The sequence below is a fragment of the Pseudomonas sp. JQ170C genome (assembly GCF_035581345.1).
Lineage (GTDB): Bacteria > Pseudomonadota > Gammaproteobacteria > Pseudomonadales > Pseudomonadaceae > Aquipseudomonas.
Window position 1 is genome coordinate 2,165,888 of record NZ_CP141608.1, and the last position, 26,646, is coordinate 2,192,533.

The 26,646-nt window shown below is 64.3% G+C and carries 25 protein-coding genes and 1 riboswitch; of the genes, 7 read left to right on the forward strand and 18 right to left on the reverse strand.

The genetic code is table 11. From position 1 onward, the window contains the following. Positions 1-108 precede the first annotated feature (108 nt). From U9R80_RS10220 to U9R80_RS10265, 10 genes are all read right to left on the reverse strand, one after another. Positions 109-2,250: a TonB-dependent receptor gene (locus U9R80_RS10220; RefSeq protein WP_301840644.1), complete on the reverse strand. Its 2,142-nt coding sequence runs from the start codon at positions 2,248-2,250 to the stop codon at positions 109-111. A gap of 107 nt (positions 2,251-2,357) precedes the next feature. Then, a riboswitch (cobalamin riboswitch) is annotated at positions 2,358-2,563 on the reverse strand. 104 nt (positions 2,564-2,667) lie between these two features. Further along, on the reverse strand, positions 2,668-3,225 hold the full coding sequence (locus tag U9R80_RS10225; RefSeq protein ID WP_301840645.1) for a GNAT family N-acetyltransferase: 558 nt from the start codon (positions 3,223-3,225) through the stop codon (positions 2,668-2,670). Positions 3,226-3,308: 83 nt separating this feature from the next. Next, positions 3,309-3,653: a carboxymuconolactone decarboxylase family protein gene (locus U9R80_RS10230; protein ID WP_301840646.1), complete on the reverse strand. Its 345-nt coding sequence runs from the start codon at positions 3,651-3,653 to the stop codon at positions 3,309-3,311. Positions 3,654-3,833: 180 nt separating this feature from the next. Next, positions 3,834-4,733, reverse strand: coding sequence for a lipid A hydroxylase LpxO (gene lpxO, locus U9R80_RS10235; protein ID WP_301840647.1), 900 nt, complete (start codon positions 4,731-4,733; stop codon positions 3,834-3,836). 137 nt (positions 4,734-4,870) lie between these two features. Then, on the reverse strand, positions 4,871-5,770 hold the full coding sequence (locus tag U9R80_RS10240) for a MurR/RpiR family transcriptional regulator (RefSeq protein ID WP_301840648.1): 900 nt from the start codon (positions 5,768-5,770) through the stop codon (positions 4,871-4,873). An 89-nt stretch (positions 5,771-5,859) separates the two neighbouring features. Further along, a complete protein-coding gene (locus tag U9R80_RS10245) occupies positions 5,860-6,624 on the reverse strand; it encodes an ABC transporter ATP-binding protein (protein WP_301840650.1) in 765 nt (254 codons plus the stop codon). A gap of 19 nt (positions 6,625-6,643) precedes the next feature. After that, entirely contained in the window at positions 6,644-7,756 is a 1,113-nt protein-coding gene (locus tag U9R80_RS10250; protein WP_301840652.1) for a succinylglutamate desuccinylase/aspartoacylase family protein, read from the reverse strand. A gap of 10 nt (positions 7,757-7,766) precedes the next feature. Beyond that, complete coding sequence (locus U9R80_RS10255) at positions 7,767-8,465, reverse strand: ABC transporter permease (protein WP_301840654.1); 699 nt, start codon at positions 8,463-8,465, stop codon at positions 7,767-7,769. A gap of 13 nt (positions 8,466-8,478) precedes the next feature. Then, positions 8,479-9,168 (reverse strand): ABC transporter permease, encoded by a 690-nt coding sequence (locus U9R80_RS10260; protein ID WP_301840656.1) that lies wholly within the window; start codon positions 9,166-9,168, stop codon positions 8,479-8,481. A 23-nt stretch (positions 9,169-9,191) separates the two neighbouring features. Then, a complete protein-coding gene (locus U9R80_RS10265) occupies positions 9,192-9,968 on the reverse strand; it encodes an ABC transporter substrate-binding protein (protein ID WP_301840657.1) in 777 nt (258 codons plus the stop codon). A gap of 189 nt (positions 9,969-10,157) precedes the next feature. On the opposite strand from U9R80_RS10265, the gene thpR reads away from it, so the two are divergent. After that, positions 10,158-10,709 (forward strand): RNA 2',3'-cyclic phosphodiesterase, encoded by a 552-nt coding sequence (gene thpR, locus U9R80_RS10270; protein ID WP_301840658.1) that lies wholly within the window; start codon positions 10,158-10,160, stop codon positions 10,707-10,709. A 1,478-nt stretch (positions 10,710-12,187) separates the two neighbouring features. On the opposite strand, the gene U9R80_RS10275 is transcribed toward thpR, so the two are convergent. From U9R80_RS10275 to U9R80_RS10290, 4 genes are all read right to left on the reverse strand, one after another. Further along, entirely contained in the window at positions 12,188-14,629 is a 2,442-nt protein-coding gene (locus U9R80_RS10275; protein ID WP_301840659.1) for a TonB-dependent siderophore receptor, read from the reverse strand. A 94-nt stretch (positions 14,630-14,723) separates the two neighbouring features. Further along, positions 14,724-15,701 carry a FecR domain-containing protein gene (locus tag U9R80_RS10280; protein ID WP_301840661.1) on the reverse strand — a complete coding sequence of 326 codons (978 nt, stop codon included), beginning with the start codon at positions 15,699-15,701 and terminating at the stop codon, positions 14,724-14,726. Continuing rightward, complete coding sequence (locus U9R80_RS10285) at positions 15,698-16,204, reverse strand: sigma-70 family RNA polymerase sigma factor (protein WP_301840663.1); 507 nt, start codon at positions 16,202-16,204, stop codon at positions 15,698-15,700. Before U9R80_RS10285 ends, U9R80_RS10280 begins: the two co-directional genes overlap by 4 nt. 122 nt (positions 16,205-16,326) lie before the next feature. Further along, positions 16,327-17,529 carry an NAD(P)/FAD-dependent oxidoreductase gene (locus U9R80_RS10290; RefSeq protein WP_301840666.1) on the reverse strand — a complete coding sequence of 401 codons (1,203 nt, stop codon included), beginning with the start codon at positions 17,527-17,529 and terminating at the stop codon, positions 16,327-16,329. Positions 17,530-17,827: 298 nt separating this feature from the next. Here U9R80_RS10290 and U9R80_RS10295 point away from each other — a divergent pair, with 298 nt between their 5' ends. Beyond that, positions 17,828-18,370, forward strand: coding sequence for an RrF2 family transcriptional regulator (locus U9R80_RS10295; RefSeq protein ID WP_301840668.1), 543 nt, complete (start codon positions 17,828-17,830; stop codon positions 18,368-18,370). A 59-nt stretch (positions 18,371-18,429) separates the two neighbouring features. Here U9R80_RS10295 and U9R80_RS10300 read toward each other — a convergent pair whose 3' ends face one another. Continuing rightward, positions 18,430-19,044, reverse strand: a complete 615-nt coding sequence (locus U9R80_RS10300; protein ID WP_301840671.1) for a cell wall hydrolase — start codon at positions 19,042-19,044, stop codon at positions 18,430-18,432. Between the two features lie 136 nt (positions 19,045-19,180). On the opposite strand from U9R80_RS10300, the gene U9R80_RS10305 reads away from it, so the two are divergent. Continuing rightward, positions 19,181-20,032 carry a CAP domain-containing protein gene (locus U9R80_RS10305; protein WP_301840673.1) on the forward strand — a complete coding sequence of 284 codons (852 nt, stop codon included), beginning with the start codon at positions 19,181-19,183 and terminating at the stop codon, positions 20,030-20,032. Between the two features lie 5 nt (positions 20,033-20,037). Here U9R80_RS10305 and U9R80_RS10310 read toward each other — a convergent pair whose 3' ends face one another. Next, positions 20,038-21,483, reverse strand: a complete 1,446-nt coding sequence (locus U9R80_RS10310) for a SulP family inorganic anion transporter (protein WP_301840674.1) — start codon at positions 21,481-21,483, stop codon at positions 20,038-20,040. A gap of 103 nt (positions 21,484-21,586) precedes the next feature. Between U9R80_RS10310 and U9R80_RS10315 the strand changes: the two genes are divergently transcribed. Continuing rightward, the gene (locus U9R80_RS10315; protein ID WP_301840676.1) at positions 21,587-21,934 is read left to right on the forward strand and encodes an SH3 domain-containing protein; all 348 of its coding nucleotides are present in this window, start codon (positions 21,587-21,589) and stop codon (positions 21,932-21,934) included. 319 nt (positions 21,935-22,253) lie between these two features. Here the strand turns inward: U9R80_RS10315 and argC are convergent, their stop codons facing one another. Continuing rightward, positions 22,254-23,180: an N-acetyl-gamma-glutamyl-phosphate reductase gene (gene argC, locus U9R80_RS10320; RefSeq protein ID WP_301840678.1), complete on the reverse strand. Its 927-nt coding sequence runs from the start codon at positions 23,178-23,180 to the stop codon at positions 22,254-22,256. 112 nt (positions 23,181-23,292) lie between these two features. On the opposite strand from argC, the gene U9R80_RS10325 reads away from it, so the two are divergent. Beyond that, the gene (locus U9R80_RS10325) at positions 23,293-24,180 is read left to right on the forward strand and encodes a LysR family transcriptional regulator (RefSeq protein WP_301840680.1); all 888 of its coding nucleotides are present in this window, start codon (positions 23,293-23,295) and stop codon (positions 24,178-24,180) included. Here the strand turns inward: U9R80_RS10325 and U9R80_RS10330 are convergent. Continuing rightward, complete coding sequence (locus U9R80_RS10330; protein ID WP_301840683.1) at positions 24,177-24,896, reverse strand: GNAT family N-acetyltransferase; 720 nt, start codon at positions 24,894-24,896, stop codon at positions 24,177-24,179. The genes U9R80_RS10325 and U9R80_RS10330 overlap by 4 nt on opposite strands. Before the next feature lie 182 nt (positions 24,897-25,078). On the opposite strand from U9R80_RS10330, the gene U9R80_RS10335 reads away from it, so the two are divergent. Both U9R80_RS10335 and U9R80_RS10340 read left to right on the forward strand, forming a co-directional pair. Beyond that, the gene (locus U9R80_RS10335) at positions 25,079-25,276 is read left to right on the forward strand and encodes a hypothetical protein (protein ID WP_301840684.1); all 198 of its coding nucleotides are present in this window, start codon (positions 25,079-25,081) and stop codon (positions 25,274-25,276) included. A 15-nt stretch (positions 25,277-25,291) separates the two neighbouring features. Beyond that, positions 25,292-26,638 (forward strand): iron-containing redox enzyme family protein, encoded by a 1,347-nt coding sequence (locus U9R80_RS10340; protein ID WP_442964947.1) that lies wholly within the window; start codon positions 25,292-25,294, stop codon positions 26,636-26,638. The last annotated feature ends 8 nt before the right edge of the window (positions 26,639-26,646 follow it).

The window sequence follows — 26,646 nt, forward strand, 5'->3', positions numbered from 1 at the left end:
GCGGGCGTTCAACCGCCACGAAACACTCCTGTGGGAGCGGGCTTGCCCCGCGATAGCGGTCTCACTGTCACACCGCCTCGCGGGGCAAGCCCGCTCCTACCGGGTGTTTTAGAAGGTGTAATCCACGGTCGCGAAGTACGACCGTGGCTCACCCATGATCCATTGCTCGCCACTGTGCGCCACGGCCGCATATCGCCGGTCGAGCAGGTTGTTCAGCTGTAACCCAAGGCGCACATCCGGCAGCACCTGCCACCCCAGGTTGGCATCGACCACGGTAAAGCCCGGTACGGTCTGGGTGTTGGCGGTGTCGGCGTAGCGCGCATCGACGTAACGCACGCCCATGCCGGCATCCACGCTATGGCCCAGGCCTTTGTTCACCCATAGGTTGGCGGTGCGCCGTGGCACGTTTCTCGGGCGGTTGCCGGCACGCGACACCGTCTGGCCGCCCACCGTCTGGTCGAAGTCGTCGTATTTGGCGCGTACCACCGAGGCATTGGCCGAGACCTGCCACTGATTGGCCAGGGCCAGTTCCAGGGTCGCTTCCAGTCCGTCGGAGGTCTGCTGCCCGGCCTGTTCCTTGAGGTGGGTGACGGGGTTATCGACCAACAGCTTTTTCTTGACGATGTGGTAGGCCGCCAAAGTCCATTCGCCACGGCCGTCCCAGAACAATTGCTTGAGGCCGAACTCGGTCTGCCTGGCTTCGGTCAGGTCGAAGTTCTGCTGGCTCGGGCTGAGGGTGATCAGGTCGCTGACGCCGTCCTCGCTGGTGGAGTACTGGCCGTACAGCGACAGCTCGTCAGTCACGGCAAACACCAGGCCCGCGCGCCAGTTGCCTCCGCCCAGGCTGCGGTCGGTGCGGGTGTCGTTGACCAGGTTGTCGCGGTCGATGTGGTTCTGGTCGCGGCGGATGCCGGTCACCAGCGACCAGCGCTCCGACAGCTGGGTGCGGTTCTCCGCGAACAGGGCGAAGGTGCGGGTGGTGCTCCGGGATTGCGGGCGGGTCGGGTCCTGGCTGTGGAAGTAGCCCGGTGCCGGGTTCCAGGGGTCGATGTAGTCGCCGCCAATGTCGTTGTACGGCGAGTTGCTGTCGATGCCGAAGCGAATACGGTTGTACTCGGCGCCGACCACGGTCTTGCTGGCCAGGCCGAACAGCGAGTGATCGAAGGTGAAGCTCTGGCGGTCGCCGATCTGCTCCTGGTGGTGCTTGATCTCCAGGTAGCTGCCACGCTCCAGTTGCCCCAGGTCGCTGTGCCAGGTGTAGTCCTCGGCGTTGCGCCAGTGGCGGCGACTCTTGATGTAGTAGAGCTGGTTGCTGGCGCTGATCGACTCGCTGATGGCCCAGTCGGTGTTCAGGCGCGTCCATTCGTCGTGGTAGCGCTGTACGTCGTCGCGCACGTTGTAGTTCTTCTTGCGCAGGCTGTCGCGGGAATGGCCGTCGATCAGCGGTGTGCCGAAGTAGTTCATCGGCTCGGCATCGCCGCGCTCGTGGGCCAGGGTGAAGCTCAGGTCGTCGCTGGCATCGAAGCGCAACGCCGCGCTCATGGCCAGGCTTTTGGAGTCGCCACGGTCTACCCAGCCGTTGCCTTGCTGGTTGTTGAGGGTGACCCGGTAGCTCAGGCGCTCACTCAGCGAGCCGCCGCTGTCCAGGCCCAGTTGCTGGCGATCGTAGGAGCCGTAGCCCAGGCGCAGGTGGTTGCGGATGTCGCCGGCGAAGGGTTTTTTCGGGATCACGTTGATCACCGCTCCCGTGGCGCCTTCGCCGTAGAGCACAGACGCCGGACCCCGGATGATGTCGATGCGCTCGACCATCCATGGGTCGACCGGGAAGGTCAGGGTGCCGGCCCCGGTGTACATGCGCGAACCGTCGAACAGGGTCATCACCGAGCCGTGGCTGGTGAACCCACGGGCCGACAACGCGGTGTTGCCGTTGCCCGGCGTGCCCACCGAGGTGATGCCGGGTGAGCGAGTGACGGCGTCCTGCACAGTGATGTTGTTGCGACCGTCAATGGCCTCGGTACCCAGGCTGCTGGTGCTGGCCGGGGTGTCCATGGCGCTCAGGTTCAGGCGTGAACCGGCGGGCAGGGGTGTGGCCAGGCTGATCGGTTCGTTGTCGCTGGTGCTGGTGACGGCCGTCGAAGGCAGGGCCAGGGCAGAAGGGCTGTGTTCTTCAGCGAAGGCTGGCAGGGAGAGTGCCAGGCAGGGGGCCAGGGCATTGGCCGCCAGGGAGTGAAGCTTGGAATTACGGGACATGTCGTTCCACAGTCAACAGGAAGAATGAATCCCGGAGGGAACAACGCACGGAGGAATTGCGCGCGCAGGCGAACGCAACCCGGCCTGCGCCCGCCCACCGCGGGGTTGCCAAACAGAAGCTTCAGGCCGGTCTCCGGGCTTGCGAGGGTCATGAAGGCCTTCACCTTCCCATGCCGAGGCACAGTGGTGTTTTGAAGGCTTCGCTCGCTTACCGTTGCGGGGGCAGCGCCGGACTAGTCACGAACGTGACGCACCGGCTTCCCGTTTCACCCTGCGCACGGCGGCGCAGGACACCTGAAACTGGCGCGCATGGGAACACCGAATGCTTTTGCCGTCAATCCGTAGGAGCGGGCTTGCCCCGCGATGCGGTGTGTCTGAATGAATGCAATCGCGGGGCAAGCCCGCTCCTACGGATCATCAGCGGCCGCGTTTGCGCGATACCACGGCCTCGATGTTCTTGCGCCCGATCAGCTTCGGTTGTGCAGGTTCTTCCAGCCACTTGTACATCACCAGGCTGTCCACCAGCCCCAGCCGTGCATGGCGATACGCCCGCGGCAGGCGCCCGACGATTTCAAAGCCCAGCTTCTGCCACAAGGTCACGGCTGCTTCATTGCTCGACACCACCGAATTGAACTGCATGGCCAAAAAGCCCTGCTGGCGCGCCAACTGCTGGGAGTGCTCGCACATCAGGCGGGCCACGCCGCGACCGCGGGCGGCTTCGCAGACCATGTAGCCGCAATTGCTCACGTGGCTGCCGGGGCCGGCGGCGTTGGCCTTGAGGTAGTAAGAGCCGAGCAGTTGGCCGTCTTCTTCGGCCACCAGGGTGTGCAGGGGGGATTCCAGCCACAGTTCACGTGCCTGATCCAGGTTCAGGGCCGGGTCGAAGGCATAGGTTTCGCGGGCGCTGACGATGGCCTGGAAGGTCGGCCAGAAGTGTTCGAAATCAGCGGCGGTCATGGGGCGGAGGGTAATCATGGCGGTTCCTGGCAACGTGAACCGCGAGTCTGAAAGCGTTGGTGCCGGCATGCAACTGTTTGTGCAGGCCGGCACCGATGTGGTCAGTTATCGCCCTTGCCGACCGCATCCATCGCCCGCGCCGAATACACCAGCGCCGCGCCGGCATTCATGGCCACCGCCACGCCCAGTGCCTCGGCGATTTCTTCACGGGTCGCACCTTGCTTGACCGCCTGCGCCGAATGCACGGCAATGCAGCCGTCGCAGCGGGTCGTCACGGCCACGGCCAGCGAAATCAACTCGCGGGTCTTGGCATCCAGGTGGTTGGTCTTGGCCCCGGCGCCGCTGGCGGTCATATAGCCGTTGACCGTGTCGGGGGACAGTTGCTTGAGGTCGCCGATACCGGCCATCAACTGCTTACGGTAGGCGTCCCAGTCCATCATGCTCATCGTCTTCACCTTGTGCTGTTGGCAACATGAACAGTGAAGCTAGTTTTTTTATCGGCGGGGTGCCGTTGGTCGATGGGCCTGAACGGGTAGGACTTTGGGTGTAGGAGCGGGCTTGACCCGCGATAGCGATGTGTCTGGAAGATCGCTATCGCGGGGCAAGCCCGCTCCTGCACACACAGTTCAGATGTAGATGAATACCAGCACCAGCGCTGCCACTACCGCCCATTTCTCCAGGTAGTAACGGGTACGGTTGCGCTTTTTCATCGCCTTGCCACGCTCGCGAACCTTGTAGATGCGGGTGAACAGGCGGTTGATGCCGCCGGTCTTGTCGCCGGCATCGTTGGGGGCTGCCGCGGCAGCCATCACCTTGCGGCTGAACCAGCGGTTGAACGCGGTCGCCCAGCGGTACTTGAGCGGGCGCTCGACATCGCAGAACAGGATGATGCGGTTGTGCTCGGTCTGATTGCTGGCGTAGTGGATGTAGGTTTCATCGAACACCACCGCCTCGCCGTCGCGCCAGGCGTAGTTTTCACCGTCCACGCAGATGTAGCAGGCGTCATCGTTGGGGGTATCCAGGCCCAGGTGGTAGCGGTAGGAGCCGGCATAGGGGTCGCGGTGGCGAACCAGCTTGGAGCCTGGCGGCAGGGTGGCGAACATGGCCGCCTTGACCGTGCCGATGCCTTGCAGCAATTCGGTGGTGCGCGGGCACAGCTTCATGGCAGACGGGTGGCTCTCGCCGTACCACTTCAGGTAGAAGCGTTTCCAGCCACTCTTGAAGAACGAGTTGAAACCCACGTCGTCGTAGTTCTTCGAGCTTTTGATTTCACCGACATGCAGCAACTGCTGGGCCTCGGCGCGAATCTCTTGCCAGTTGTCCTGCAGCGGCTTGAGCTCGGGGAAGCTCTCGACCGGCAGGTACGGCTTGGCCGGGAGCTTGGAGAACAGGTAGAGGAAGACGTTTACCGGTGCCAGGAAACTTGAGTGGTCACCCAGCTGGCGGGTGACTTTGTGCCGCACCCGACCACGGAAATGGACGTAGGCAATCGAGAATACAAACAACAGAACAAGAAAAATTTTCATGGGCGGGTACTTGTCGATGAGGCGATGCGCCATGGCATAAGCCAGCCAGCATAAACAATCGTGACCGCAGTTTGTACTAAATGTTACCGATCAGGCGCCCGACATTAGTCCCACACGCAAAGGTTTGCTTTAACGATTTATCCGCGATTTTTGCCGGGCAAGTGCAAATAGGACATCACGCTTTCCGTCAGCTCTGTCGCCAGTTTCACCGCCTCTTTGTTGCGTGCCATGGCCCCGGCCACCAGCCCTTCGATCAGCGCCAGCACGGCAATATTGGAACTGGTCAGCACCGGGTGGTCGGCCGGCGCGAACAGGACGTGGCGGGCGATGGGGGCCAGGGGCGATGCCGGCGAGTCAGTGATGGCCAGTACCGTGGCGCCACGCTCAAGGGCAAAGCGCGACAGTTGCAGGGTGTCCTGGGAGTAGCGCGGCAGCGAAATGGCCAGAAGTACGTCCTGGTCGGTGATCGCCGCCAGGCGATAGGCCGCGTTCTCGTTGCCGCCCTCCATGCTGATGGCGCAGGCATCGGCACAAAAGGGCACCAGGGTCGAGGCGGCAAGCCCGGCCAGGTAGACGCTGTTGCCGAAGCCCAGCACATACACCTTGCGCGCCGCGATCAGGCTGCTGACGAAGGCCTCGAAGGTATCGGCCTGGTTGTTGCTGCTGGTGGTGGCCAGGTTGCTGGTCGCGCTCTGGATCTGCTCATGCAGGCCAAAGTCGCCATCGGGGCGCAGGGCCAGTTCATTGCGCAGCTTGTCCACCGGCGAGACCATCTGCTGCAAGGTCGCTACCAGTTCGGCTTTCATGCCGCTGTAGCCGCCCAGGTCCAGGGCCTTGGCCAGGCGGTTGACCGCGGCCGGCGAGGTGGCGGTGGCCTGGGCCATCTCTTCGATCGTCAGGGTCGCGGCCTTGAGGGGGTGGCGCAAAATGTAGTCGGCGACCTTGCGCAACGAAGGTTGCAGTTGAGCAAGGTTTTCCGACAGCTTGCGCATGACCGGCGAGGCATAGACAGTGGGGGTTTTCGAGTGGCGAGGCATCCGGCTGATGGTTCCCTGGCAGATGGACGGCGTGGCGTCAGTGTATCCGAAGCCACTCCCCGGCGCGCAGCCGGGAAGGGCGCAGGTGTTTACTTCAGGCTGCCGGCGAGGAACTGGCGCAACCGCTCCGATTGTGGGCGGGCCAATACTTCGCGAGGGTGACCGCGTTCCTCGACCAGGCCCTGGTGAAGGAACATCAGTTGGTTGGAAACCTCCCGGGCAAAGCCCATTTCGTGGGTCACCACGACCATGGTGCGGCCTTCCTGGGCCAGGTCCTGCATGACCTTGAGCACATCCCCCACCAGCTCCGGGTCCAGCGCCGAGGTCGGTTCGTCAAACAGCATCACGTCGGGTTCCATGGCCAGCGCCCGGGCTATCGCCACCCGCTGTTGTTCGCCGCCGGACATGTGCGCCGGATAAGCATCGCGCCGGTGGCTGACGCCGACCTTGTCTAGGTAGTGCTCGGCCTTGTCCCTGGTTTCCTTGCGGCTGGTACCCTGCACATGCAGGGGGGCTTCCATGACGTTTTCGATCGCGCTCATGTGCGACCACAAGTTGAAGTGCTGAAAGACCATGCTCAACCGCGCACGCATCCTTTGCAGCTGGCGCGGGTCGGCCGCCTTGAGGCCGCCCCGTGAGCAGGCGCGCAGTTTCAGCGCTTCGCCATTGAGCACAATCTGCCCGGCGTTGGGTTGTTCGAGCAGGTTGATGCAGCGCAGGAAGGTGCTCTTGCCCGAGCCGCTGGAGCCGATGATGCTGATCACGTCACCGGCCTTGGCCTGCAACGAGACACCTTTGAGCACGGCGTGGCTGGCGTAGCTTTTGTGCAGGTCCCGAATTTCCAGTTTGTTCATGGCGAGGTACTCGAAGGTGTCAGTCGCTGAGCAGGCGACCATGGCGAATGGGGGTGCTGCCGGCGACCTTGGCCAGCCACAGGCCGGGTTGGGCAAAGCGCAGGCGTTCGCGGGCGTAGAGAATGCCGTCGGTACTGGCCCTGACCACGCTGTGGCGATCACTGAGCGGGTCGATGACCTCGAACAGCGGATCACCGACGCGCACAGCGGCGCCGAGCGGTTGCAGGAAACTCACCACACCCGGGTGTTCGGCATAGGCGTACTGGGCCCCGGCAAACGGCGTGGCCTGGCAGCAGCGCGCCGGCGCCGCCGGCCATGGGCCGCTGATCAGGCCCTGGTCGGCGAGGTAGCCGAGAATCTGCTCGGCGCTGGCCTGGCAGTCATCGCGGTCGGTATCGGCCATGCCGCGCAGTTCGATGGTGGTCGCGACGCAGGCCAGGGGGATTTCGGCGTCGGGAAAGCGTTCGGCCAGTTGTACCCAGGGCACGGCGCAGGCCTCATCGAAGGCATTGCCGCCGGCGTCTTCGGCCAGCAACACCGCCCCCGCGCCCAGGCGCGCTGCCAACGTACGCAGGCGCGGCCAGTTCTGCGGCAGGGCGTAGAGCAACATGATCGACTCGAAATCGCAGTGCAGGTCCAGCACCAGGTCGGCATCGCACGCCTGCTGCAAGAGCAGGCGACGCAGGCCGTCGAGCTCCGATTGGGCCGCTGGCAGCTCGGCCAGGATCTGCAGCATGCTGCGGCGGATCTTGGCGATATTGCCGGGGCCATCGCTGTCGAGCTGTCCTTCCAGACGCTCGGCCAATGCCGCGGTCAACGCCGGGAAATCACGGTTGAAGTTCTTGCCGCTGTTGAACTCGAAGCGGCCCTGGTGCGTGGCCTGGAACATCTGGCCGATGCCGATCGGATTGGACAAGGGCACCAGTTCGATCACACCGCTCAGGCGGCCCTGGCTTTCCAGCTCGCCCAGGCGCCGCTTGAGTTCCACGGCCACGCGCATTCCCGGCAATTCGTCGGCGTGCAGCGCGGCCTGGATGTAGGCCTTGCGCGGGCCGCTGCCAAAGCGGAACAGGCTCACCGTGCGCTGTGTACCGCACGCACTCCAGGGCAGAACATGGTCTATTTGCTGCATTTGAAGCTCCTTAGTGCGCGCGCGGGGCGAGGTAGGCGAGCCAGCGGCGTTCGGCCAGCTTGAACAGGCGCACCAGCATGAAGGTCAGGGCCAGGTAGATCAGGCCGGCGGTGATGAACGCCTCGAAGGGCAGGTAGTAACGCGCACTGAAGGTCCGCGCGGCGCCGGTGATGTCGACCAGCGTGACGATGGACGCCAGGCTGGTGGTCTGCAGCATCATCAGCACTTCATTGCTGTACTGCGGCAGGGTCCGGCGCAGGGCCGAAGGCAGCAGGATTCGCCGGTACAGCGTCAGGCGCGACATACCCATTGCCCGAGCGGCCTCAATCTCGCCACGGGGGGTCGACTTGAGGCTGCCGGCCAGCAGTTCGGCGCTGTAGGCGCCGGTGTTGAGGGCAAAGGCCAGGCAGGCGCAAAACGTTGCGCTGGACAGGTACGGCCACAGCACGCTCTGGCGCACCGCCTCGAACTGGGCCAGGCCGTAGTAGATCAGGAACAGCTGCACCAGCATGGGGGTGCCCCGCATGATGTAGGTGTACAGCCAGGCCGGGTAGCGCAGCAGGCAGGTGCGCGACACGCGCATCAGCGCCAGCGGGATGGCCAGCACCAGGCCGCAGGCCAGGGAAATCACCAGCAGCTTGAAGGTCAGGACAATGCCGTTGAGGTACAGCGGCAGGTTCTGCCAGATCAGTGAATAGTCGAGCATCATCGCGAACGTCTCCTCACAGTTCGGCGGCTTTGAAGCCGACCGAATAGCGTTTTTCCAGCCCCCGCAGGAGCAGCAGCGACAGGCTGGTCAACAGCAGGTACAGCGCCGCCACGGTGAGAAAGAAGGTGAAGGGCTGATGGGTCGCATCGGCCGCGTTCTTGGCCTTGAACATCATGTCTTGCAGGCCGATCACCGAGATCAGCGCCGTGGACTTGGTCAGTACCAGCCAGTTGTTGGTAAACCCGGGGATCGCCAGGCGGATCATTTGCGGCACGCTGATCCGCCAGAACACCTGCGCAGCACTCATGCCATAGGCCGAACCGGCCTCGGCCTGTCCCCTGGGAATGGCCAGGAAGGCACCGCGAAAGGTCTCCGAGAGGTAGGCGCCGAAAATGAAGCCCATGGTGCAGACGCCGGCGATAAAGGGGTTGATGTCGATGTACTGCTCATAACCCAGTGCCAGCGCCAGGCGATTGACCAGGTCCTGGCCGCCATAAAAAATCAGCAGAATCAGCACCAGGTCGGGGATGCCGCGTACCACCGTGGTGTACACCTCGCCCAGCGTTGCCAGCCATTTCACCGGCGACAGCCGACACGCCGCGCCGATCAGGCCCAGGGTGATGGCCAGGGCCATGGCGCTCAGGGCCAGGTTGATGGTCAGCCAGGCGCCATCGAGAATGCTCGATCCGTAGCCGTGAAGCATGATGAAAGTCCTCGGCGGCAGGGTTATTGGCCGTAGATATCGAAGGGGAAGTACTTGCTTTGCACCTGCTGGTAGGTGCCATTGGCGCGGATTGCGGCGATGGCGGCGTTGAGCCTGGCCAGGTTGGCCGTGTCGCCCTTGCGTACCGCAATGCCGGCGCCGCGGCCGAAGTAATGCGGGTCGTTGATGTCGGGCCCGACCAGGGCAAACCCCTGGCCTGCCGGCGTTTTGATGAAGCTCTCTTCGGTGTTGACGATGTCGGCGAGGGTGGCGTCCAGGCGGCCGGAGACCAGGTCCAGGAAGGCCTCGTTCTGCGAGGCGTAGCGCACCACCTCGACCCCCTTGCTTTCGAGTTGCTCGGTGGCGAAGCGGTCATAGGTCGACGCGCGCTGTACCCCGACTCTATGGCCCTTGAGGTCCACGAAAGGGTCCTGGAGCTGACTGCCGGCCTTCATCGCGAACTTGCCTGGCGTGTGGTAGTACTTGTCGCTGAAATCGACCGATTTCAAGCGGTCGTCGGTGATCGACATGGACGACAGCACCGCGTCGATCTTGCGCACTTTCAACGACGGAATCATGCCGTCGAATTCCTGCACGACCCATTGGCACTTGACCTGCATTTGTGCGCACAGTGCATTGCCGATGTCGTAGTCGAAGCCTGCGATTTCACCTTGCGGGGTGCGGTAGGAGAAGGGCGGGTAGGCCGCTTCGATGCCGATGCGCAGGCTGCCTGGGTCGGCATGGGTCAGTGCGCTGCAGGCACACAGTGCCAATGCGCCTAGAAGTCCGGTCTTGTTCATATTCTTGACTCCGGTGGGTAGGGCGATACCTGCCAGCGCCGCTGTGGGCGACGGGTCAGGCGAACATAGAAATGACATGAATTATTTCAAAAATCAAATTCGTGAAAATATAAATATCAAGAAGTCGACTGACGGCAGTCAGGAGCAGCGTTAGACTGGGAATCTGCGAGTAGGTATGGGGGACGAGGCATGGAACAGAGTGGTCGTGAGTCGGGCGAGCCGTTCAAGCGGCTGTTTTTCGCCCTGGAGTGTGCGCCGACACAGCGTCGTGCCATTGCTCACTGGCGCAGCGAATTGGGCACGGGCTTGGGGCGGCCGGTGGCGTCGGCCAATTTTCACCTGACCTTGATGTTTCTGGGGTCGGTTGCAACGGCGCAGTTGCCGGCGGTCCTGGCGGCGGCTGCGCAGGTGAACGTGCCGCAAAAGCCGTTGACGGTGCTGCTCGACCGGCTGGAAGTCTGGCGCCCGGCGAAGGCCCTGGTGCTGGTGCCGACCCAGCCGCCCGGCGCCTTGCGCCAACTGGTCTATGGTCTGCAACAGGCGATGTTGCCGCTGGGTTTTGTCGATACCCCGCGCGAGTATCGGCCACACCTGACCCTGGCCCGCGACTATCACGGCCCGGTTCCCGAGGCGCAGGCAGCGGCAGACTTCAGCCTGCGCGTGCGGCACTTCACTCTGTTGGAATCGCGCAGGGGGCAGTACCTGCCACTGGCGCAGTGGTCGCTGGAGGCTCAGGCCTGAGGGTCTTGGATCGCGGGGCAGGAACTCGCCCCCTTCGGGTTTGATGTTGTTTGTGGCTTTGTGGCGTTGAGTGCTGGGGGATCCATTCGCGCTAGCCCCTCTACGACACCTCCGTTCGGCCCTTCTGGTTAACGGGGCGGGTAGATCAAGATCAAGAGCACAATTCGCTGCGCTGTTGCTGGCATGCGCTGGCTGTAGGAGCGGGCTTGCCCCGCGATGGCCCTCGAGTCGTGCACATCGGGTAGGACCATCACCGACCCCGCGATGAGGTGTTGGTGTCGGTGGTCTTATCCATTGGCTGTGGTGATGCTGATTCACCTTTGCGCCCTTACGGCGCCTTACTTTGGCAAACGCCCCAAAGTAAGCAAAGGGCTTGCCCCACCAGGGGCCCTACGCTTCGCTTCGGGTCCCCTCACTGCGGTGTCGCTACGGGGCATTGCGAGCTACGACTTGCTTCGCCAAGTCTACGCTTCGCAACTTCGGCCAAGGCCGAAGGCGCTTCGCGCTAGCCCCTCCACGACACCTCCGTTCGGCCCTTCTGGTTAACGGGGCGGGTAGATCAAGATCAAGAGCACAATTCGCTGCGCTCTTGCTGGCATGCGCTGGCTGTAGGAGCGGGCTTGCCCCGCGATGGCCATCGAGTCGTGCACATCGGGTAGGACCATCACCGACCCCGCGATGAGGTGTTGGTGTTGGTGGTCTTATCCATTGGCCAAGGTGACGCTGATTCACCTTTGCGCCCTTACGGCGCCTTACTTTGGCAAACGCCCCAAAGTAAGCAAAGGGCTTGCCCCACCAGGGGCCCTACGCTTCGCTTCGGGTCCCCTCACTGCGGTGTCGCTACGGGGCATTGCGAGCTACGACTTGCTTCGCCAAGTCTACGCTTCGCAACTTCGGCCAAGGCCGAAGGCGCTACGCGCTAGCCCCTCCACGACACCTCCGCTCGGCCCTTCTGGTTAACGGGGCAGGCAGGTCAAGATCAAGATCAAGATCAAGATCAAGATCAAAAGCCAAAGCCAAAGCCAAAGCCAAAGCCAGAGACAGAGCCAGAGCCGTATTGGTTGGTTCACCGCGGCCCAAAAGCAAGAGCGTAGCGAATTGTGCTCTTGATCTTGATCCACCCGCCCCGTTAACCAGAAGGGCCGAGCGTAGGTGTCATGGAGGGGTGAGTGCGAAGCACCTTCGGCGATAGCCGAAGTCGCGAGACGTAGACTTGGCGAAGCAAGTCGTAGGCCGCGATACCCCGTAGTGACACCGCAGTGAGGGGACCCGGAGCGAAGCGCAGGGCCCCTGGTGGGGCAAGAATTTTTTGCTTACTTTTTTTTCGACTGAAAAAAAGTAAGCCGCCGTAAGGGCGGAAGGGGCCAGTGGCGTCACCCCACAAAATGGATAAGCTCACCGGCACCGGCACCGGCACCGGCACCGGCACCGGCACCGGCACCCAAGCCAACCCCCCCCCCGACAATCCGTGAAGAACCTTAAAACTGCGGCGTGTACTTCACAGAAAACATGAAATTGCGCGGCTCGCCGAAGTTGTTGTTGCCACTGAGCTGGTTGTAGGCCGCCACGTAGTAGCGCTTGTCGAAGAGGTTTTTGCCATTGAGCGCCAGGCTCACTTCAGGTGTCAGCTGATACGCCACACGCGCATCCCACACGGCATAACCGGCTACATCGTAGGTGTGCTCGTAGCCCAGAGTGTGGGACTGCGCGCTGAAGCCCAGGCCAGCACTGACCTTGCTCCAGTCACCCGGCAGCTGGTAATCGCTCCACACCCGCAGCATGTGCTTGGGCGTCCAAGTGCTGAAGACCTTGCCTTCGCTCTCCGGGTCATCCAGGTACTTGGTGGTGTTGTAGGTGTAGCCGGCGAACAGTTGCAGGCCGGTGAGGACTTCGCCGCTGATCTCGGCCTCGATGCCCTGGCTGCGCACCTTGCCGGACGCGGTGGAGCAGTACCAGTCGTCGCAGGCAAAGCCTGACGCCAGGTCCTGGGTCGCACGGTTTTCCTGGTCAAGGCGGAACACCGCCAGCGAGGTATTGACCCGCCCATCGAACAGTTCGCCCTTGATGCCCATCTCGTAGTTGCTGCCGATGATCGGCTTGAGCACCGAGCCGCTGATGTTGCGTTCGGACTGCGGCACGAAGACGTCGGTGTAGCTGGCATACACGGCCCACTCGCGGCTCAGGTCATAGACGATGCCGACGTAAGGAGTGACCTCGCCGCTTTCGGTCATCTTGCTCTGTGGGTTGACCGAGGCGGCATGGGTGAAGGGAGCGTAGTTGGTGGAATCGTAGGTCTGGTCGAACCAGCTCACGCGCGAGCCCAGCACCAGGGTCAACGGCTCGGCCAGCTTGACCCGCCAGCTGCCATACAGGCCTTTCTGGCGAACGTCATAGGCACTGCCGGTGCCACGACCACCGGGTTTGGCCAGCAGGCTGTCGTAGTCGATGTCTGGGCGGTGGTGATCGATATCGAAGATGCTGTCGTCGCTTGCATTGAAGGTGCGCGCCATCAGGTCATCGGTGGTCAGCTTGGAGTAGTTGCCGCCCAAGGTGACTTCCTGCTCAAGGCCGAAACCTTCAAAGCGACCGACCACGTTCATGTCCACACCGACCTTGGTGGAGTCAAAGTCAGTTACCCAGTCGGCATAGGTGAGGCCGGTGCCGTCGAGCTCCAGGCCATCGCCGGTGGATTGCACGCGCTGGTGGGCCGAGGTGTTGGTCTCGCTCATGCGGACGGCGGCAACGCGAAACTTCCAGTCGTCGTTGAAGCGATGCTCCAGGTCGGCGTACAGGGTGGTGACGTCGATTTCCGAATGGTTCCAGCGCGACCCGGTGAAGGTCGAGCGCGATACATCCAGGGGGCTGCCGTCGGTGTAGCGGGGCAGGCCGCGCAGCATCGGCCGCGATTCTGCGTCGGAGCGGCTGACCGCCAGGCCCAGGGTGGTGTCTTCACGCAGGTCGAAGTCCAGGGCGCCGTAGAGCGAGTGGGTCTTGCTCCATTCGTAGTCGATGAACGAATCGCTCTGGTCCTCATCGGCCACAAAACGCCCGCGCACGGTGCCCGCGTCGTTCAGCGGGCCGCCGGCATCCAGTTGCAGGCCGTAGTGGTCCCAGCTGCCGGCCTTGCCGGTGAGGGTCACGGTCGGCGCGTGCTGGCCGCGCTTGCGTACCAGGTTGATCGCGCCGCCCGGGCTGCCGGTTCCTTGCAGCAGGCCCGAGGCGCCGCGCAGCACTTCCATGCGGTCGAAGAAGATCAGGTCTTGCGTGGCCCAGTTACCCAGCGAGTAGGTGTTGCGCGGAATCGGCACGCCGTCGTACTGCCAGTCATCGATCTGGAAGCCGCGCGAGTAGATGATCAAACCCGGGCCCACGCCTTGCAAGCCGACTAGGCCGGTGGTCTTGTTGACGGCGTCCTTGAGGTCGACGATGTCCTGGTCGTCCATCTGCTTGCGGGTCATGACCGAGACCGACTGGGGGATTTCCTTGAGGCTGTGGCTGCCCTTGCCGATGGTGGTCGCCCGTGCCGCGTAGGAGCCCGAGCCCTCGGTGGTGGCGTCCATGCCGCTGTCGTTGATGCTGGTGGCACCCAGCTCCAGGGCATCGCCGGCATCGATGGCCGGAAACACGCTGAAGTTGCCCTGGTCGGTCACCAGCAACTGCAGGCCGCTGCCGGCCAGGGCCGTCTGCATGGCCTGGGTGGCACTCATGCGGCCGCTGACGGCAGGCGCCCGCTTGCCCTGCACCAGCGCCGGGTCGAGCGACACGATGCGCCCGCTCTGGCTGGCGATGGCGTTGAGGGTGCTGGCCAGCGAAGCGACGGGCAGGTTGAAGCTCAGGGTCTGTTCCTGGGCGTGGGCAGCGCTGGCCAGCGTGGCCAGGGCCATGGCGACAGGCAGGGCATGGGACCAAGGGTTGAGCACGGATTTCTCCCGATTGGATTGGCGTTGTCAGGAGATAGGTGCGACGAGAAATGAAAACCGGACACAAATACGAGTGATTTTCATAAATATTTCTTCAAGACGGGTCTTTCGCTCGAATCAACGTCAGCCACGGACTGTAGTGCTCGATTCGCACCGGCAAGGTTTCGGCCAGGGCGGCGAAGGCGCGTTGTGGCTCGTCCAGCGGGAACACGCCTTGCACCCGTAGCCCGCGCACCTCGGGTTCGACCCGGACAAAGCCCCGGTAGTAGGGGCGCAGCGCCTCGACCACCGCGTCGAGCGAGTCATCGAGCACATTCAGGCGCCCGTTGAGCCAGTCGGCACGATGCACCTCGTCGTTGCCCAATGCTTCAATTCGCTGGGGCAGCAGCAGGGCGGCCTGGCCTTCCTGCACGTCTTGCCCGGTGCCATCGAACAGGCTGGCGCGTACGCTGTGTTCAAGCACCACCAGCCGGGTCGCGCCGTCTTCCTGGCTGACCAGAAAGCGCGTGCCCAGGGCCCGCACGTCACCCTGGGCGGTGCGTACGCGCAATGGCCGCCGAGGGTCGCTGGCCACCTGGATCACCAGTTCGCCCTGGCGCAGGATCAGCAGCCGCTGCTGGACATCGAATTGCAGGTCGACGGCGCTGCCGGCATTGAGGCTCAGGCGGCTGCCATCGGCCAGGTTGAAGCTGCGTCGCTCGCCGCGCCCGGTGCGCAGGTCGGCCAGCAGCGCTTCGCCCATCTGGCTGCGTGCGCCCAGCCACAATCCGCCGCCCAGCACGCCGATGGCGGCAACGCTGCGCAGCAGGTCACGGCGGGTCGTGGTGGGTTGCAGTAACACCCGGCGTGCTTCTCCGGCCTGGCCCGGGGCGCGGCGGTCGAGGCTGCGCACGGTCTGGCAGGCGCCGCCCAGGCGGTCTTGCAGGCGCTTCCAGGCCTGGGCGTGGCTGGGGTCGCTGGCCAGCCATTGATCGAACTGTGCTTGCAGCGTGGCATCGGTGTTGCCGGCGCTCAAACGCACCATCCAGTCGATGGCGCCTTCGGCCGCCGGGTCCAGACGCGGCTGGTTCATGGTGCCAGCTCGCTCAGGTAGCACTGCTGCAAGGCCTGCTTCATGTAGCGGCTCACCGTGCGCTCGGAGAGTTCGAGCTTGCGCGCGATGTCCACATAGCTCAGGCCGTCGAGCTGGCTGTAGAGGAAGGTGGCCTTGACGATGGTCGGCAAGCCGTCGAGCACCTGGTCGATGGTCACCAGCGCTTCGATCAGCAGCAGTTGCTCTTCCGGGGAAGGTGACAGCGGCTCCGGCAGTGCCGACAAGCGCTCAAGGTAGGCCAGCTCCAGTTGCCGGCGACGGTGGCGGTCGAAGATCAGGCGCCGGGCGATGGTCGAGAGGTAGGCACGCGGCTGCTGGATGCTCTCCGGGTCGACCCGGGCAGCGAGCATCTGGCAAAAGGTTTCGGCGGCGGTGTCTTCGGCGTCGGCGCGATTGCGCAGGCGTTTATGGATGTGCTGCAGGAGCCACCGGTGATGGTCGCTGAAGAAAAAGCCCAGCTTGCGGGTCGACGGGGTATGCACCGGTTGGTTGTCCAGACGTTAGTGTGAATCGTTCTCAATGCTACCTGTCTCTGGTCTGACAGCGCAATTACTCGATTCTCACAAAGACGAAGGGCCGCATCAGCGGCCCCTCGGGATGTACATCAGGCAATCGGGATCAGCGGGTCGGCGGCAGCCAGGGCGGCGCTGCGGTCGGCGGCGGGCGGGTAGATCCAGGTGGTGTTGATCTGGGTCTTGAGTTCCTTGGCCTCTTTCTGCAGCAACTTGACCTGGCGGTCCCAGCCTTCGGTGTACACCGCGCCCCAGGCGCCCAGGTCCAGGCAGGTGACGTACTTGGGTTGGCGGTACGGGGTCGGGTCGACACCGATCAGGTCGGCGGCCACGTTATTGCCGCTGTGGCGGCCCAGGACAATGGCGTGCTGGCACGACATCACGGCGAAATTGCCCAGGTCGTCGGTGGCGGCGTACGCCACGTCACCGGTGGCATAGACATGCTCCTGGCCCTTGACCTTGAGGTTGCGGTCCACATGCAGGCGGCCCTGGGGGTCGCGTTCGGCCGGCACCTGTGCGGTCAGGGCGCTGGCGCGCACACCCACCGTCCAGATCACGGTGTTGGCGTCGATGCGCTGGCCGTCGGCGAGGGTGACGCCGTTGGCATCCACCGACGCCACCGAGGCATTGACCCGCCACTCTACGCCCAGGGCCTCACAGGCTTCGATGATCGCCGGGCTGATGCCTTCACCCAGTGCCGCGCCGATCTTCGCGCCACGGTCGACGATGATCACCCGCACAGCGGCGTCGGCGCCGAGGATGGCGCGCAGGCGGCCAGGCATCTCGGTGGCGGTTTCAATCCCGGTGAACCCGCCACCGGCGACCACCACCGTGTTGCGTGCCGGCGAGTCGGGCAGGCTGGCCAGGGACTTGAGGTGCTGCTCAAGGCGCGCCGCCGACTCGATCTGGTCGACGTCGAAGGCATGCTCGTGGATGCCATCAAGGTCAGGGCGGAACACACCGCTGCCCGCCGCCATCACCAGGCGGTCGTAACTGAGGGTGCTGCGCTGGCCGTTGGCGTCGGTGTAGCTGACGCGCTTGCCGGCCACGTCGATTTCATCGGCGGCGCCCTGGATGAAGTTGACCCCCACCGCGTTGAACAGGTCGGTCAGCGGGGCTTTCATCTGGTGCACACCCGGCTCGTAGAAGCGTGGGCGAATGCGCAGTTCCGCTTGCGGCGCCAGGACGCTGATGGCGACATCGCTGCGGCCATGTTGATCCAGCAGGCGGGCCGCGCTCAAGGCGCTCCAGACACCACCAAAACCTGCGCCGACAATCAGAATGTGCTGGTTCATTTGCTGCTCCACATAAAAGAGATTGTTGTTTGCGGCCTTGAAGGAAGGGTTCCATCAGCGCCGAACAACTACGACTGTATTGATCGTAGTTTGATTGTGCAAGGAATTTTTCCTGTCGATCCACCGAGTGATCCGGGTAACCTTGCCTGCGGACCGCTCTGTTTCTGGTATCTGGCGCAGAATGTAGCGCTTGTGGGCGGGGTGGGAAGCCGATGAACGGCCGTTCCGGCAGACAGCTGGAGCCCGTGAAGGCGCTAAACGCTGTTAGCATATGCGACAAAGTTAGTCGGAGATTGTCATGTCACTGTACAGCGCCGGGGTGGAGTACGGCATCCACTGCCTGGCCTTTTTGGTCGATGAACGCGGCGACAGCCGGGAAGCCAGCGTGCGTGACCTGGCCGAACTGCAAGGCGTACCCCAGGAGTACCTGGCCAAGGTCTTCACCAAACTGGCCAAGGCCGGGCTGGTGGCTGCCACCGAAGGGGTGCGTGGCGGCTTCAGGCTCGCCCGGCCTGCCGACGAAATCACCGTGCTGGACATCGTCACCGCCATCGACGGGCGCAAGATGATTTTCGAGTGCCGGGATGTGCGTGATCGTTGTGCGTTGTTCGAGGGTTCGCCACCGAGCTGGGCGCAGGAGGGGACCTGCTCCATTCATGCGGTGATGCTCACGGCGCAGAAACGGATGGAAGAGGCGCTTGCCCAGCAGACCATCCTCGACATCGCGCGGCGCGTAGGCCGCAAGGCGCCGGCGGCGTTTACCGAGCAACTGGCGAACTGGATGAGCGACCGGCGTGCAGGCAAGGCCGGGGATATTGCAGTCGTTGATATTTCCGATTGATCGCGGGGCAAGCCCGCTCCTACGGTAGGAGCGGGCTTGCCCCGCGATGAAACTGAACGCTACCGCGCCGTCCCGTTTCGCGGCTTGTAAAACAGAAACTCCCCCGTCTCGGTCGTCTTCACATACGCCCGCGCCCAATCCGGCTTGACGTTGCGGTCATGAAAATACAGCGCCCCGTGGGTGCGATCGTCCAACTGCCGGTTCAGCGCCTTGCGCGCAATTTCCTTGGCAATGGCGTAGCGCGCCTCCTCCTGGACCGCGTCGGAGCGCCCGTCACACCACCAGGAAAACTGGCAGTTGCCGGTTTCCTTACCCTGCTTGACCACCCCACAAACGGTGTCCGGGAACCCCTCATGGCCCAGGCGGTTCATCACCACACTGGCCACCGCTTCCATGTCCCGTGCCTGACCGCCCTTGGATTCCCAATAGATGCTGCGCGCCATGCAGGTGATCGCGTCGTCCAGTGCCGCCTGGCCTGCCGGGTCCACGGCCTGGACTTCGGTCTGGGTAATGGCCTTGCCCTTGGGCGCCGGCGCTGCATCGGGCTGGTCGGCCGCCTTGTGCTCCAGCACTTCGGCTTTTTCTTCGGCCACCTGGGCCTTGGGTTCGGCGGCGAGCGCCGAGGGCCCTGCGAGGGTCAGGAAAAGGCAGGTTACAATCGTTAGCAGGCGCATGGTCGGGCCCTTGGGTGGCGGGGACGGAGATGACTTCCCGTTACAAGGTCGACCGCACGGCGCTCAAAACATTCCAGCTGTTCGACGACGGGCGACATCGCGCATCATGGGCGCCGTCCGTTCAAGGGAGATTTGCATGCGCGTCCTGTCATCCGTTCTGCGTCTATCCAGCCTGACCCTGGCCCTGGCGATCGCCACGGCGGCCCAGGCCAGCGAGCCGTCGCAATTGATCGACTCGATCAACAGTTACCGCAGCCAGGCCCAGCGCTGCGGCGGCCAGGCCTCGCTGGAGTTGCCGCCGCTGGCCAGCGACCCGCGCCTGGTGCTGCCGGCCACCGGCACGGTGGATTTGCGCGAGGCGCTGGCCCAGGCCACGTACCCGATGGTCAACGTCCAGGCCATTACCCTCAACGGCCCCCGGGATGCCCAGGCGGCGATGAAGGCCGTGCAGGAAAGCTTCTGCCAGGTGGTGCTCGATCCGCAGTTCGTCGATATCGGCGTCAGCCAGCAAGACCGCGACTGGCGCATTGTCCTGGCGCGGCCGTTGCTGGCCGGGCGCTTGGGTGACTGGCAGGCCGAAGGCCAGGTGCTCCTGCAGATGATCAACGCCGCCCGCGGCCAACAGCGCCAGTGCGGCACCCAGGCGTTTGCCGCCACCGCGCCGCTGGCCTGGAACGCGACCCTGGCCGGTGCCGCCGAATCCCATACCCGGGCCATGGCCAACCAGAACTTCCTCGACCATATCGACCGTGATGGCCGCACCCCGGGCGACCGGGCCGAGCTGGCCGGCTACGCCGGGCAGCAGACCGGCGAAAACATCGCTGCCGGCCAGGACACCCCGCGCAAGGTGGTCGATGGTTGGCTGGCCAGCCCCGGCCACTGCGCCAACCTCATGAACCCGCAGTACAGCGAGCTGGGCGCCGCCTATGCGGTCGATCCCAAAAGCGATGCCGGGATCTACTGGACCGCGATGTTCGGCGCGCCGTAACGGCCTTAGCTGTAGTGCAGGTCGGTGCGCTTGAGCAGCTGCTTGCAGCGGTCAGACAGGTGCACCACGCGCAGGTGCTTGCCGTTGTTGCTGTAGCGCTCGCGCAATGTCTTGAGCGCTGCAATGGCTGAATAGTCGACAAAATTCAGGTGCTGGCAGTCCAGGGTGACCTGGGCCGGGTCGTTGGCCGGGTCGAACTGGTTGAGAAACGGCGTGGTCGAGGCAAAGAACAGCGTGCCGTGGACCCGGTACAGCTTGCTGCCGTCGCTCTCCAGGTGGCTGTCGGCGTACAGCTCGCGGGCTTGTTGCCAGGCAAAGTTGATCGCGGCGATGACAATGCCGATCAGCACCGCCGTGGCCAGGTCCGTGAACACCGTCACCACCGTCACCGCGATGATCGCCAGCATGTCGTGGGTCGGCACCTTGTGCAGCACCCGCAGCGAGGCCCAGGAGAAGGTCTGTTGCGACACCACGAACATCACCCCCACCAGTGCCGCCAGGGGAATGCGCTCGATCAGCGGCGAGAGGAACAGCACGAACAACAGAATCATCACACCCGCAACCACGCCCGAGAGCCGGCCACGTCCGCCGGAGCTGAGGTTGATGGCCGTCTGGCCGATCATCGCGCAACCGCCCATGCCACCGAACATGCCGGAGGTCATGTTGGCCACGCCCAGGGCCACGCACTCGCGGTTGGGGTAGCCGCGGGTCTCGGTGATTTCATCGGTGAGGTTGAGGGTCAGCAGGGTTTCCAGCAGCCCCACCAGGGCCATGAGCAGTGCGTAGGGGGCGATGATGCGTAGGGTGTCGAGGTTCCACGGGATGTCTGGCCAGCTCAGCTGCGGCAGGCCACCGGCGATATGGGCCAGGTCCCCCAGGGTGCGGGTGGGCAGGTCGAGCAGGTAGACCCCGGCGCCGACCGCCAGGATCGCCACCAGCGCGGGCGGCACACTGCGGGTCAGGCGCGGCAGCAGATAGACCACCGCCATGGTCAGTGCCACCAGGCCGGCCATCATGTACAACGGCGAGCCACTGAGCCAGGCGCCGTCGTGCTTGAAGTGCTCGAGCTGGGCCAGGGCAATGATGATCGCCAGGCCATTGACGAACCCCAGCATCACCGAATACGGCACCATGCGCACCAGCTTGCCCAGGCGCAGCACGCCGAAGGCGACCATGATCAGGCCGCCGAGCAACACCGTGGCCAGCAGGTACTGCACCCCGTGCTGCACCACCAGCGCGACGATGACCACCGCCATCGACCCCGCCGCCCCGGAAATCATCCCCGGCCGCCCGCCGAGCAAGGCGGTGAGGGTGCAGATGATGAACGCGCCATACAGCCCCATCAACGGATTGAGATGCGCCACCAGGGCAAAGGCGATGCACTCGGGCACCAGGGCGAACGAGGTGGTGAGACCTGCCAGGACATCGGCGTGTATGGGGCGTGTTTTCATGGGGTACCTGAAGAGCGGACCGGCAAGGGGCAGCCGGCGAAAAAAGGGTAGGATGCTACGTAAATTCACGGACGCAAACCAGCGCAAATGGAGGTGCAAACCGATGAAATACATCGTGGTCGAACCGCATCGCAGCGAATATCCCGAGCCCATCAGCTTTGCCAAAGGTGCTGCGTTGACCATTGGCGAGCGCTACGAGGGAGCGGAGGGGTGGGACAACTGGTACTTCTGCACGACACCGGGTCACGCGGGCGGCTGGGTGCCCGGGCAAGTGATAGAGCGGTTGCAGGGAGAGCGCGGCAGGGCGCTTGAAGATTATTGCGCCCGGGAGCTGGATGTCGACCCGGGCGAGCGGTTGGAGGGTGGGCGGCAATTGAACGGCTGGGTGTGGTGCAGCAAGGGTGATCAGGCGGGGTGGGTGCCGTTGGCGGTGGTGCGGTTGCAGGGATGACAGGATGGCGACTGCCTGCGATCGGCTCAAAAAGGGTAGGAGCGGGCTTGCCCCGCGAGAGGCCGGTGCAGCCAGCACAAAGGGTGTTGTCTGAACGATTGATCGCGGGGCAAGCCCGCGCCTACCGGTCCGATTGGCGGCAGCACCGAGCTCAAGCTGCTGCCCGGCGTGACAGGATGGCGACTGCTATGCAGTCGATCGCAGCCTCGTTCCTCGGCAGCGGCTACAACAAGGCTCTGTAGCCGCTGGCGACAGCCTGCGATCGGCCGCGCAGCGGTCGTATTTCACCTGCCAGGCACTTGCCGCGATCGCCCCCCGTTCAACCCATCGCCGCCAGCATCAACTCCAGATTCTGCACCGCCGCCCCCGAAGCCCCTTTGCCAAGGTTGTCGAACACGGCGGTCAACAGCACCTGCCCCTGGTTGGCGAACAGTGCCAGGCGCAGGTCGTTGCTGTCGTTGAGCGCTTGCGGATCAAGCTGGGTGGTACTGCCACCTTGCTCCAGCGCCGCCACCTGCACGTGACGGGCACCGTGGTAGTGCTGCTCAATGCACGCCTGCAGCTGTTCGGCTGTCACGCCGCCAGGCAGCACGCGCTCTTGCAGGGCGATGGTCAGGACGATGCCCTGGCGGTAGCTGCCATAGCTGGGCACGAATACCGGCCGCTGGGTCAAACCGGCATGCTGCTGAATCTCCGGCACATGCTTGTGATCAAGGTTGAGCCCATACACCAGCAGGCTGTGCGCCGCTTGCGCCCCGGCGGCTTCATGGCGGTCCACCGCTGCGCGCCCACCACCGGAGTAACCCGACACCGCGTTGATGGTCAGTGGGTAGTCGGCAGGCACCAGCCCCGCACGCACCAGGGGGTTCAGCAAGGCAATGGCGCCGGTGGGGTAGCAGCCCGGGTTGCTGACGCGCTTGGCCTGGGCAATGCGCTCGGCCTGTTCTTCGTTCAGCTCCGGCAGGCCGTACACCCAGCCCGCCGTGGTGCGGTGGGCGGAGCTTGCGTCGATCACCCGCACGTTCGGGTTGACGATGGCCGCGACCGCTTCGCGCGCCGCGTCGTCGGGCAGGCAGAGGATGGCCACGTCGGCACTGTTGATCGCCTCGGCGCGGCGCTGCGGGTCCTTGCGCTCGGCCGCCGGCAGGGTGAGCAGGCGCAAGTCGCTGCGATCCTTCAAGCGGGCATGAATCTGCAGGCCGGTGGTGCCTTGGTCGCCATCGATAAAAACAACAGGCTGGTGCATGGGGCTCTCAATGAATCAGGTCAGGGGAGTGCTTATCCTCGCGCCGATCTGGACGAAAGAAAATTTGAATATCATGATGCTGACATTCATCAATTCTGAATGAACAACCGCCATGCGTGAAATCAGCCTCGATCGCCTGCGGACCCTGGTAGTGATCGCCGACCTGGGCTCGTTTGCCCAGGCAGCCCGGGTCCTCAACCTGGCCCCGCCCACGGTAAGCCTGCACATTGCCGACCTTGAGGCACGCATCGGTGCGCCGCTGCTGTCGCGCAAGCGCGGGCAGATCCATCCAACGGCCATCGGCGAAACCTTGCTCGAACGTGCCCGGCGCTTGCTGGCCGACGCCGAGCAGGCGCTCGATGAGGTGCAGCGCCAGGTCCAGGGCCTGAGCGGTCGGGTGCGCCTGGGGGCATCGACCGGGGCCATTGCCCATTTGCTGCCGCAAGCGCTGGACATCGTCGGCGTGCGGCATCCGGGTATCGACGTGCAGGTGCAGGTACTGACCTCGCGTGAATCCCTGGCCCGCCTGCAGGATGGCACCCTCGACCTGGGCCTGGTGGCCTTGCCGCAAGCGGCGGCCAAAGGCGTGCAGATCCGGCCGTGGCGCCGCGATCCGATCATGGCGTTCATCCCCACGAGTTGGCAGCCGCCTGCGCGGATCACCCCGGCCTGGCTGGCCAGCCGCGCGCTGATTCTCAACGACAGCACCACCCAGCTGTCCCGGGTGACCGGCGAATGGTTCGCCACCGCCGGCCTGCAACCCCAGGCGCGTATCCAGCTCAATTACAACGATGCAATCAAGAGCCTGGTGGCGGCCGGTTACGGTGCTACCTTGCTGCCCCACGAAGCCAGCTCGCCCGAGCCCGACCCGCGCCTGTGCATGCGCCCGCTGCGGCCGGGGTTGTGGCGTCACCTGGGGATTGCCAGCCGTGAAGGCCAGGTGGAGCAAAGCACCCGCCATGTGCTGCAGGTGCTGGTGGAGCTGGCAGGGCAGGCCTAGACCAGGTGTACCCGGGTGCCCGGTTGCATGGCCGCCGGGGCAAGATGCTCCAGCACGAACGCCTCGGTTTTGCGCTGCAACTGGTCCAGGTGGCGATCCCGCTGTTTCTCGGCATCGACCATGGCCCGCTTGCCGTGTTGCTGCAGCAGGTAGGTATGAATCTGCCGCACCTCCAGGGTGCGATAGATCGGCGCCACATCCAGCATCGCCACCTGGCCGTCGCTGGCGTGATCGCGGGTGTTCATCAGCACCTGGGGCCCGCGCACGCCGATCACCTGAAAGCCCAGTGCCTCGAAACACGCCACCTTGCCCACCGCGCACGCCAGTTCGGCGTGGGGATAGCGTGCGGTCATCTGTTGCAGCATGGCTCGGGCGATGCCCTGGCGGCGGTAGTCCTGGTCCACGGCGAGATAAGCCAGGGTGCAGGCTTCGGGGTCACCTTGCACCGGCAGGTAGAGGGCAAAGCCGGTGACCGTCTGTGGGTCGTCCAGGTCGGTGGCGACGATCAGCTCGACCTTCAGTTCGCCGGCGTTCTTCATTGCCTCCAGGTACAGGTGAACCTCAAAGCCGATACCGTACTGGTACAGGTTGTACAGCGGGTTGCTCGCCGTGATGCCGATGGCGCTGATGTCGGTCAGGTTATCGACCACCAACTGCAAGACCTGGCTTTTGGTCGCTTCCTCGGGCGGGGCGACAACGTGGTGGGTGACAGGCATCGGGACACACTCCAAACAGTAAAAGGCCGGTGACTTGGCGCGGGGTGCAAGTCTACAGGTCTGCGCGGGCGCCTGCTTGTGACCTTCCATCCTGCGCCGGGGCAATTGCGCTGAACTTCAGCTCACCGCCGTCCTCATCTGCTTAACAGGGCACCTTCGCCCGGCAACCCGAGACGGCCGTCATGAAATCACGTTACCTGCCTGGGCTGCTGTGCAGCCTGTTCCTCCTCCACGGCTGCTTTGACCGCCCCGACCACGCGGCGGCCGATGCGGACCAGAGCAAGCCTTCGCTGCAAATGCAGAAATCCGACATACCGGCCCCGGACCCACAGCCCGGTCCCGAGCCAAAGCCAGCACCCAATCCCGAACAGGACAACTGACGGCAGGAGTTCGCCATGACCGCGTTGACTGCCTCGCCCGAGCACCCTTCGATCACCTTCACTGCCCGTTCGCCCATGGAAGCGCGTTACCACACCTTGCTCCACGGGCGCCCCGGCGAGGGGCTGGAGTGGCTGCAAGAGCAACTGCTGCTGGCCGACGCGCTGCCTGATGACCTGCCCGGCGATCCTGCCCAGTTGGGCCCGTGGTCCAGCTACCGTGCCGGCGAAGTGGCCCGTGCTTATGCCGCCTACCTGGCCGGGCGCAAGGCCGGCGCGTGCCGGCGCTACTTCAGCAACCGTGCCCATGCCCTGTATTTTCTTCAGCAGGTGGCGCCGACCAAGGCGGTGGACGGTGCCTGGTTGGCCGGAACCTTGCGCCACTGGCCCGACCCGCGCTTTCACGGCCTGATCCGCACCTACCTCGAAGAGCTCGGTGACGGCGACCCGGCGTGCAACCACGTACTGATCTTCCAGCGCCTGCTCAGCGAGCTGGGCTGTCACGAGCCACTGCCCCTGAGTCCCGACCGCTACCTGCAAGGCTGCGTGCAACTGGCCCTGGGCTTGAATACCGACGCGCTGTTGCCCGAGGTGATCGGCTACAACCTGGGCTACGAGCAACCGCCGCTGCACTTGCTGATCACCGCCTTCGAGCTCGATGAACTGGGAATCGACCCACAGTATTTTCGCCTGCATGTGACCATCGACAACGCCAGCAGCGGCCATGCCTGCAAAGCCCTGCACGCGCTGCAGCAGGTGTGGCCCGAGCACGGCAGCACACCGTTCTACCAGCGCGTATCGCGCGGTTACCGGCTCAACGACCTGGGGCCCGGGGCGCTGGCGATCATCGACAGTTTCGACCTTGAAACCGAACTGCTCGCGGCCCTTGAGCGCAAGCGCAGCTTTGGCCAGCACTTGCACTCGGACTACTGCCGTTTTGAAGGGCGCACCGTCAACCAATGGCTGGCTGAGCCCGATCTGTTGTCGGGTTTTCTCGCGGTGTTGCAGCGCAAAGGCTGGATCAAGCGCCATCAGGACCCGGCGCACAGCCGCTTCTGGCACCTGATTGACGGGCCGGCTGCGGCCATGTTCGGTGTGTTCAGTCCCTATGAGAAACAGCTGCTGCATGACTGGATTGCCGGTAACTGGACGCCGGCTACCGGCCAGCGCCAGGCGCCTGCGGCCAAGGCCGAGCCCGTGGGCGACGACGCGCAGGGCCAGGCGCTGGAGGCCGTGCTGCAGACCCTGCCGCCCGAGGCCCGCGTCGAGCTCCTGATCGAGGAAATGGCCGGCAATCGCCATGCCTTGCCCCGCGGCCTGTGGGCAACACGGCGATTCGCACGGATGACCGGCCTCAGCCGCTAAGGAGTACC